The sequence below is a fragment of the Ureibacillus massiliensis 4400831 = CIP 108448 = CCUG 49529 genome (genome assembly GCF_000772965.1).
Classification (GTDB): domain Bacteria; phylum Bacillota; class Bacilli; order Bacillales_A; family Planococcaceae; genus Ureibacillus; species Ureibacillus massiliensis.
This window is the reverse complement of record NZ_JPVQ01000073.1, coordinates 1-8,595: the sequence shown is the minus strand read 5'-3', so window position 1 is coordinate 8,595 and position 8,595 is coordinate 1. Positions and strand designations below refer to the sequence as shown.

Annotated in this window: 9 protein-coding genes; 8 read left to right on the top strand and 1 reads right to left on the bottom strand. The window is 37.1% G+C overall.

What is annotated here, in order from left to right:
* The first annotated feature begins 328 nt into the window (after nucleotides 1-328).
* From hpf to CD30_RS18245, 4 genes are all read left to right on the top strand, one after another.
* The gene (hpf, locus tag CD30_RS18260; RefSeq protein WP_036180321.1) at nucleotides 329-877 is read left to right on the top strand and encodes a ribosome hibernation-promoting factor, HPF/YfiA family; all 549 of its coding nucleotides are present in this window, start codon (nucleotides 329-331) and stop codon (nucleotides 875-877) included.
* A 245-nt stretch (nucleotides 878-1,122) separates the two neighbouring features.
* Nucleotides 1,123-2,007 carry a UTP--glucose-1-phosphate uridylyltransferase GalU gene (gene galU / locus CD30_RS18255; protein ID WP_036180319.1) on the top strand — a complete coding sequence of 295 codons (885 nt, stop codon included), beginning with the start codon at nucleotides 1,123-1,125 and terminating at the stop codon, nucleotides 2,005-2,007.
* 300 nt (nucleotides 2,008-2,307) lie between these two features.
* Nucleotides 2,308-3,531, top strand: a complete 1,224-nt coding sequence (locus CD30_RS18250; RefSeq protein WP_052126320.1) for a glucose-6-phosphate isomerase — start codon at nucleotides 2,308-2,310, stop codon at nucleotides 3,529-3,531.
* Nucleotides 3,524-5,212, top strand: coding sequence for a phospho-sugar mutase (locus CD30_RS18245; protein ID WP_036180317.1), 1,689 nt, complete (start codon nucleotides 3,524-3,526; stop codon nucleotides 5,210-5,212). The genes CD30_RS18250 and CD30_RS18245 overlap by 8 nt, the downstream gene beginning before the upstream one ends.
* 103 nt (nucleotides 5,213-5,315) lie before the next feature.
* Here CD30_RS18245 and CD30_RS18240 read toward each other — a convergent pair whose 3' ends face one another.
* The gene (locus CD30_RS18240) at nucleotides 5,316-6,206 is read right to left on the bottom strand and encodes a DMT family transporter (RefSeq protein ID WP_036180314.1); all 891 of its coding nucleotides are present in this window, start codon (nucleotides 6,204-6,206) and stop codon (nucleotides 5,316-5,318) included.
* Nucleotides 6,207-6,391: 185 nt separating this feature from the next.
* Between CD30_RS18240 and CD30_RS18235 the strand changes: the two genes are divergently transcribed.
* The 4 genes from CD30_RS18235 (at nucleotide 6,392) to thiD (ending at nucleotide 8,340) form a co-directional block, all read left to right on the top strand.
* Nucleotides 6,392-6,598: a helix-turn-helix transcriptional regulator gene (locus tag CD30_RS18235; RefSeq protein ID WP_036180311.1), complete on the top strand. Its 207-nt coding sequence runs from the start codon at nucleotides 6,392-6,394 to the stop codon at nucleotides 6,596-6,598.
* Entirely contained in the window at nucleotides 6,598-6,906 is a 309-nt protein-coding gene (locus CD30_RS18230) for a DUF3796 domain-containing protein (RefSeq protein ID WP_036180308.1), read from the top strand. Before CD30_RS18235 ends, CD30_RS18230 begins: the two co-directional genes overlap by 1 nt.
* Before the next feature lie 29 nt (nucleotides 6,907-6,935).
* A complete protein-coding gene (locus tag CD30_RS18225; protein ID WP_036180306.1) occupies nucleotides 6,936-7,376 on the top strand; it encodes a PH domain-containing protein in 441 nt (146 codons plus the stop codon).
* A gap of 136 nt (nucleotides 7,377-7,512) precedes the next feature.
* The gene (thiD, locus tag CD30_RS18220) at nucleotides 7,513-8,340 is read left to right on the top strand and encodes a bifunctional hydroxymethylpyrimidine kinase/phosphomethylpyrimidine kinase (RefSeq protein WP_036180303.1); all 828 of its coding nucleotides are present in this window, start codon (nucleotides 7,513-7,515) and stop codon (nucleotides 8,338-8,340) included.
* The last annotated feature ends 255 nt before the right edge of the window (nucleotides 8,341-8,595 follow it).

Below are 8,595 nucleotides of genomic sequence, written 5' to 3'. Positions count from 1 at the left end.
GGTGGTATAAAGTTCCGCACTGCTGGCTCAAACGCTCCGCAATACTCACTTTTGGACAAGGTCGTCAGTATGGTATTCAATTACCTGATCAACCAGACATCGTTGACTTAATCATCAGCGAAATGAAAGAAAGACGCGGAAAAGAAGTGCTTAACTAGCATATAATAACCATTTTAACGGAAAGCTATTGTTTAAAAACGTCCCATTTAATTGTTAATATTATGTGAATGCGTGTCCTAAGAATTGAAAAAGAATCGCGGATTTGGCAGGATATTCTTAATACTATGTAGAATATATTTACATAGGGTTAATAAAAGGAGGAGTTTACATGATTAGATTTAACATTCGTGGTGAAAACATTGAGGTAACTCCAGCAATACGTGAGTATGTTGAAAGTAAAATTGAAAAAGTAGAGCGTTATTTTGGGAATGACATGGACGCTACTGCTAATGTAAACTTACGTGTCTACAATGATAAACAAACAAAAGTTGAAGTCACAATTCCGATGAAAAATGTTACATTGCGTGCAGAAGAACGTCATGATGATATGTACGCAGCTATCGACTTAATCGTAGATAAATTAGAGAGACAAATTCGTAAACATAAAACAAAAGTGAATCGCAAATTCCGTGATCGTGAAGGAGCAGGTGTTTACTTTGCTAACGTGCAATCTGATACAACACCGCAAGAGGAAGAAGAGTTTGCAATTGTACGAACAAAACAATTTAGCTTAAAACCAATGGACCAAGAAGAAGCAATTCTTCAAATGAACTTACTTGGCCACGATTTCTATATCTTCACTGATGCCGATTCAAATGCTACAAATATTGTATATAAACGAAAAGATGGAAAATACGGCTTAATTGAAACTCAATAATAGGTTAAGATGAGATCCCCCTTATAGAACAAATTCTATAAGGGGGATATTTTGCTTAAAAGCTATCTTCTCCCATAAATTGTATAATACTGTCGATTTATATTGAAGAATTATGATTTTATGCTAGTATTAAAATACGATTAAAATATTTACGATATCTTTAATAAACCGTTGCAATCTTATAGTACAATAAGAAGTGATGGTTATTTCATTCGGAATTATTAATTTATAACGGAGTTGTTAAAATGACTAAAAAAGTAAGAAAAGCTGTAATTCCTGCAGCAGGATTAGGAACACGTTTTTTACCAGCAACTAAAGCTCAACCTAAAGAAATGTTACCTATTGTTGATAAGCCAACAATTCAATATATTGTAGAAGAAGCGGTTGCTTCTGGCATTGAAGATATTATTATTATTAGTGGCCGAAATAAAAGAGCCATCGAAGACCATTTTGATAAAACCTATGAGCTAGAAGAATTGTTAGCTCAAAAAGGGAAATGGGATGACTTGAAAGACATTCAAGATATCTCAAATCTAGCAAACATCCACTATATCCGTCAAAAAGAACAAAAAGGATTAGGGGATGCAATTTTCTGTGCACATCGTTTTATCGGGGATGAACCATTTGCCGTTTTACTAGGTGATATCGTATTAAATGCAGAAAAACCTGCATTAGCTCAATTAATTGAAACTTATGAAAAAGAACAATCGTCAGTTATTGGTGTACAGGCAGTTCCGATGGATGCAGTTCATCAATATGGTGTTATTAATCCTGCAAATGGAATTGAAAAAGGTCAACCTATCGAAGTAAAAGGCTTTGTCGAAAAGCCGAAAGCAGAAGAGGCTCCTTCTAATCTTGCTATTATGGGGCGTTATGTTTTAACACCAAACATTTTTAAAGCGTTAGAAGCAACAAGACCTGGTGTAGGTGGAGAAATTCAGTTAACGGATGCCATCGAATTGCTAAATCATAGCGAACGTATTGTAGCACAGGATGTTGTAGGAAAGCTTTATGATATCGGTAGCAAATTTGGCTTTATCCAAGCAACACTTGAATTTGCATTGGAACGTGAAGACTTGCAGGAAAGATTACGCGAATATTTACGTACATTTATGAAAGAAGAGTTTTAAGATTCTTTTGGACACAAATCTACGGTCAGTGTTTAAGGTAGTATTTTCATTAAAGATGGGAGAACTAAAATTCCCCATAGGATGCAACGTCTAGAAGATAGGTATAAATTGTTATTGAAAGTTTATAATCTATCGTTTATAACTATAATAGTTAACAGTAACATGAATATAGGCTTGCTCGATTTATTTGAGCAAGCATTTTTAACAGATAGGACGAATATATTTTTCTATCTATATTTGCGCGTAACTAAGGTTTGTTGTTGATTTTCATCAATAGGCCAGTTTCTAAGGAGAAGAAAAATGCTTAAATTTGATTATCCAAAAAATGTTCAACAATTTGATATGGTGGCTATTCCTGACATGAAGCACTATATTGATTGCTCTATGGAGGAATTATTTGCAATCCAACAAGTTGCAAATGAAATCCAAGAAAAGGCCAATGTATTGCTTGTAATAGGGGTAGGAGGTTCCTTCCTTGGAGCACGAGCTGTTATTGATGCATTAACACCTTATTTCGGAACAAAATCAAACGTTGAGGTCATTTATGCAGGAAATAATATGAGTGGTGCTTATTTGAAGCAGCTACTTGCCTATTTAGAAGACAAGAGTGTGTATGTGAATGTTGTTTCGAAATCGGGTACAACGATGGAGCCAGCCCTTGCCTTTCGAGTTGTGAAACAGTATATGGAGAATCGTTATGCAAAAGAGGCAGTTAAACGTATTCTAGTAACAACAGATGCTAAAAAGGGTATTTTAAAGCAAATTGCAGATCAAGAAGGTTACCGTCAATTCGTTATTCCTGCTGATGTAGGTGGCCGTTATTCTGTATTTACGCCAGCTGGACTACTTCCGATTGCTGCAAGTGGTATTGATATTCAAGCGTTTCTTGATGGTGCAAGACAAGCAGAAAGTGACTTTTTAAATGAAAATATACTTGAAAATGCTGCATATCAATATGCCTTTTCTCGTTTTGAATTATATAGTCAAGGCTATTCGTTAGAATTATTAGCTTCATTTGAGCCTCGCTTGAAAAAGCTGCATGAATGGTGGAAACAATTATTCGGTGAAAGTGAAGGGAAAGAGCAAAAAGGGCTTTATCCTTCCACTGTAACATTTTCAACAGATTTGCATGCGATAGGACAGTTCATTCAAGATGGTAGCCGCATTTTATTTGAAACATTGATTCACTTTGAAGAAATTGAAGAGGATATTGAAGTACCCTTTACATTAGATGATATGGATGGGTTAAATTACTTAGCTGGGCGTTCGATGAATGAAATTAATGCCACTTCAAAAGATGGTGTCGTGTTAGCTCATGAAGAGGGCGGCGTACCAGTGATGAAAATTTGCTTATCTAAACTAGATGCATATCATGTTGGCTATTTAATGTTCTTCTTTATGAAAGCTTGTGTAATCAGTGCGACATTACTTGAAGTAAATCCATTTGATCAACCAGGTGTAGAAGCTTACAAGAAGAAAATGTTAGAGCTATTGAAGGAAAATGTGGTGAATATTCATGAGTAATACGTATACGAAATGGCTAGAGAAGGCAGACGCCATCTATAAATCAGAACTTGATTCGATTTTAGACAAAACTTCCGACATTGAAGATCGCTTTTATCAAACTGTTCCATTCGGGACAGGTGGTATGCGCGGTCTTCTTGGCGCTGGTACAAATCGAATTAATATCCATACGATTCGGTTAGTATCTGAAGGGCTCGCGCGTCAAATTGAAGGGCAAGGTGAAGCAGCAAAAGTACGCGGTGTTGTCATTGCTTACGATACACGCCATTTTTCACAAGAATTCGCTTATGAGACAGCTGGTGTGTTAGCTCGTCACGGTATTCAATCTTACATCTTTACGGAAAGCCGCCCAACTCCTGAACTTTCCTTTGCGGTTCGTTATTTACATGCTGTTGCAGGTGTTGTCATTACGGCGAGCCACAATCCGAAAGAGTATAACGGATTTAAAGTATATGGAGAAGATGGTGCCCAATTAACCCCTGTCTTTGCTGACGAAATTGTTTCACATATGGAAGCGGTTGAGGATATTTTTACAGTACCTTCAATGAACAGAGGCGAATTATTGGCTTCAGGCTACTGTACAGAAATTCTAGAGAAAATTGACATTGCTTATAACTGCGCTTTGATGAGATTAAGTCAACGTGATGATGTAAATAAGGATTTAACGATCGTTTATACACCACTACACGGTTCTGGATTAAAACCAACTGTTCGTGGGTTAAAGGATTTTGGGTTTACGAATATACATATTGTTGAAGAACAAGCTGTTCAAGATGGCGCATTCCCGACTGTGTCTTATCCAAATCCAGAAGAACAGGCAGCATTTGAGATGGCGATACAATTAGGTGGGCGAGTTAACGCAGAATTGTTACTTGCAACGGATCCAGATGCGGACCGACTTGGAGTTGCTGTGAAGAATGCAAGTGGTGAATACAAGTTATTAACGGGTAACCAGCTTGGTGCATTGGTTCTTTATTATATTTTATCTACGAAAAAAGAAAATGGCACGTTACCTTCTAATGGTGCGATGGTAAAAACAATCGTAACATCTGAACTGGGTGCTGCTATCGCCGAATCTTTTGGTGTTACAACGATCAATACGTTAACAGGGTTTAAATTTATTGCAGAAAAAATGGCGGAGTTCGAAGAGACAGGAAAGCATACTTTCTTATTCGGTTATGAAGAAAGCTACGGCTATTTAGCTGGTGATTTCGTCCGTGATAAAGATGCAGTTCAAATTGCCTTGTTAACTGCTGAAATGGCTGCTTATTATAAAAATGAGGGTAAGTCATTGTTGGAAGTGCTAGATTCATTGTATGCACAATATGGTCAGTATAAAGAAAAGCTTATTTCTTTGAAGTTTGATGGGATGGAAGGTCAACAGAAGATTGGTCTAATAATGACGAGTCTACGTGAGGCGGCTCCGAAGAAATTTGCAGGTCTTTCAGTAGCTCGTGTTGAGGATTATAAATCTGGTATCGCAACACTTGCTAATGGTGAGGAAGTAGCGATTGAATTACCACGTTCTAATGTGTTGAAGTTTATTTTAGAAGATGGCTCATGGATTTGTGCCCGTCCATCTGGTACAGAACCGAAATGTAAGTTTTACATTGGTTTGATCAATCAAGAAGATGCAGTCTTTGACGAAGTTGAAAAAATGATTATGGAGATTGCGGAATAAATTGCGAAATGGTGTCAGGCTTTACTCTATGTGAGCAGAGCCTGACTTTTTTTATTTATTGCTTCCTCATCCAACATCGAATCGAATAATGGCTCGTGTTGTTTTATTTGTTTATCGTGGCGGGTACTTTTCGATTTACAAGATAGATACTTCCTCCTACAAGCATCATTCCAATGAATAATTTGAAGGTAATCGCTTCACCAAGGAAAATAGAGCTTACAATGACAGAAAGTATTGGCACTAAAAAAGTAAATGCACCGACTTTGCTTGCTTCACCTTCATTCATTAGCTTGTAATATATAAATTGAGCAATCGGCATACCAAGTGTCGAGCCCCACACTAAGGTGAAAATTAGATCTCCGTTCCAAACAATATCAGTTATACTTTCCGTAAAGCCCCCTGCAATCAATAACGAAGCCCCACCAATTATCAGTTGCATGACCACCATCCAATAGGCGTCAATTCTGAGCTTATTTTTCTTCACATAGACAACACCAATGGCCCAGCTTAGTGCGGTGGCGAGTGCTAAAATAACACCAAGTACAGATAAATGAATCGTTAAGCCGTCTACACTAACAAAAAAGATTCCGATAAATCCAAGGATGAGTCCAAGGATTTTCAATAGGTTCATATTCTCTTTCAAAAACCACCAAGATAAAAGTCCCAGCAGTACTGGCTGGAAATAAACGAGTACTGAGAATAAGCCCCCTGGCAACATGTTAAGCCCTACTGTTTGGATACCAAGATAAAAAGTAATATTTAATGTAGCTGAAATGATATAAAACAACAAATTTTCTTTAAACCGTAGTAAGTGCCATCTTTTTAAAACTAATAAAAATAATAGCACCCCACCAACAAATGCACGGAAGCCTGCAAAAAGTAGTGGCGGCATGTATGGTACTGCATTTTTATAAATCGGCCAACTTACACCCCAAACGAGTATTAAACAAACTAATAAACTATAGGTTGCTAATTTATTATTTTCATTTCCCATGGATTGCCCCTCTTTCATAAGGGAGTATGTCTTTTCTAATATATGGCTGCTCGTGTCAACGGGGTACAAAAACCTAAGTAAAATCCCGATTTATAATTTGTATTTCGAATGTAAAGCCTACTTGACATTAACGGGAAATGTAAAGTGCACTTTACGTAAAGTTAGCTTTACATTGAGGTGGAAGAGTGAAAAATCGAATTAAAGAGCTTAGGAGTACTTTTGATTATACGCAGGATGAATTGGCAGAAAAGGTTGCCGTATCAAGGCAGACGATTATATCACTTGAAAAGGGCCGCTACAATCCGTCTATTCAGCTGGCTTATAACATTGCAAAGGCATTTCAATGCACAATTGAAGATGTATTTATCTTTGAAGAGGAGGAAACATTGTAATGGATATGAATAATTTTTGGGTGCAGGTTATTTTTTGGAGTTGCTTAGCGTTAATTGTTATTTTTAGTTTTTATTTTCCAAGAAGTATAATGAAAAAGATAAAACAGCATGATGAGCGTTTTGTTTATAATGATCATTTAGCTCGTTCTTATAGTTGGATGGGGTCTCTTGTGATTATTTTTATAGCTTGGTTTTTATCTCTAGCTGTTTTCCATAACTTAACAGCTTTTTGGCTGATTACTGTGATTTATGTCGGGCATATGCTTTCCTATGCTATTGGTTCTGTTGTTGCTAATAGTAAGAATTAGAGATCTTAAATCGAAAGTGGTGCAATGTATTGTTATTTAAATCAAAAATGGATCGAACTTTTCGAATTTTCATTTCTATTTCAATTTTAATTATTGGTATTAGTTGTTTCTTTCCTGTTTTTTTAGATGAGGAAATTCCGCCAGAAGCAATGGCAATTCTGATAGGGGTTTTTATTTTAATAGTCGCATTTCTTCTTTGGATGTTGTTTGGTATTCAATATGTTTTTAACGAAGAGTATTTACTCGTTAAAGGCGGACCATTCCGTAGTCAAATAGCTTATGAAAATATCACAAAAGTTTCACCAACAAGAGATATTTACACGGGCTATCGATTGTCTACTTCAACGGATGGAATCGAAATTTTTTATAAGACGGGTTTTTCGGGCAGTGTAAAAATTTCACCGAAGGAAAAAGAGCTTTTTCTTTCTGAATTGAAAAAACATTGTCCTCATGCGAAAATCGAGTTCTGATAAAGACTATTCAATTACGGATAGTCTTTTTTTACTTGAATAAAATAAAATCCTTAGGTACCATTACGTCATTGACTATACAATTTACAAAGTTTTACTTATTGACTTATTTACATTCAAAAGGAGATATTCTAGGATGACGATTTCATATGCATGTACGATTGCTGGATCAGCTGCACGTGGGGGAGCAGGCATTCAGGCGGATTTAAAAACCTTTCAGGAGTTAGGTGTCTTTGGAACAACAGCGATTACTGCCTTTGTTGCGACACATCCTGAAACGAAGCAAGGGATTTTTACGGAATCTATCGATGTGATTGAAGCTCAACTACATACCATTTTCGAGCAATTTCATTTGGATGCACTGAAGACGGGCATGTTGTTTACAAAGGAAATAATTGAGTTTGTTGCGGGATGGTTAAGTAAACATCCTGTGAAAAATATTGTGGTAGATCCTGTGATGTTTGGGAAAATTGGTGCACCATTGATGAAATTTGAAGCAATGGACTCGCTAAAAACGAAGCTTTTGCCTCAAGCAACTATTATTACACCAAATATGCCAGAAGCGTCCTACTTGTTAGGAGAACGTGAGATTGCAAGTGTTTCAGATTTACAGGATGCAGCACGAGATTTGCTAAAGCTCGGTCCTAAATACGTACTTGTAAAAGGTGGACGTTTGGACGGGCCTGCTGTTGATGTTTTGTATGATGGAAAAAACATGATACACCTTGAAGCACCACGTATTGACACGATACATACAAATGGGGCGGGTTGCTCTTATTCTGCAGCGATCACCGCTGGGTTAGCAAAGGGGCTACCGATTCAGGAGGCTGTATTTTTAGCGAAGAAATTTGTGACAGCAGGTATTCGACGCCACATTGCATTTGAACGAGTTGCTGGTGCAATTGACCATCGCGCATTTAATGAAGTAGGGGAGAATGAAGTGTACTCGCGTGTGGTTGAATAGAAACGAATTAGGGATTTGGAAAATGTAGCGCGGATAGGGTGATATCGATATTGCTACAAAATTGATTGATAAAAAGTAGTGCGATTGAGCATAAGAGTGTGGAGGGCGATAACAAGGGGCGCGAAACGAGCATAAGAGTGTGGAGGGCGATATGGACACAAAATGTATCGATATGGACACAAAATAGGGCGATACGGACACAAAATCGGTTTGGCCCCTTTATTTTAGACACAAGGTTTAAAGTTCTCTTCTTCA

What these genes read in the sequence shown, in the direction of transcription:
- hpf (WP_036180321.1), top strand. Translation starts at nt 329, where the DNA reads ATGATTAGATTTAACATTCGTGGTGAAAACATTGAGGTAACTCCAGCA.
- CD30_RS18240 (WP_036180314.1), bottom strand. Translation starts at nt 6,206, where the DNA reads ATGGGAAATGAAAATAATAAATTAGCAACCTATAGTTTATTAGTTTGT.
- CD30_RS18230 (WP_036180308.1), top strand. Translation starts at nt 6,598, where the DNA reads ATGGATATGAATAATTTTTGGGTGCAGGTTATTTTTTGGAGTTGCTTA.
- CD30_RS18250 (WP_052126320.1), top strand. Translation starts at nt 2,308, where the DNA reads ATGCTTAAATTTGATTATCCAAAAAATGTTCAACAATTTGATATGGTG.
- thiD (WP_036180303.1), top strand. Translation starts at nt 7,513, where the DNA reads ATGACGATTTCATATGCATGTACGATTGCTGGATCAGCTGCACGTGGG.
- galU (WP_036180319.1), top strand. Translation starts at nt 1,123, where the DNA reads ATGACTAAAAAAGTAAGAAAAGCTGTAATTCCTGCAGCAGGATTAGGA.
- CD30_RS18245 (WP_036180317.1), top strand. Translation starts at nt 3,524, where the DNA reads ATGAGTAATACGTATACGAAATGGCTAGAGAAGGCAGACGCCATCTAT.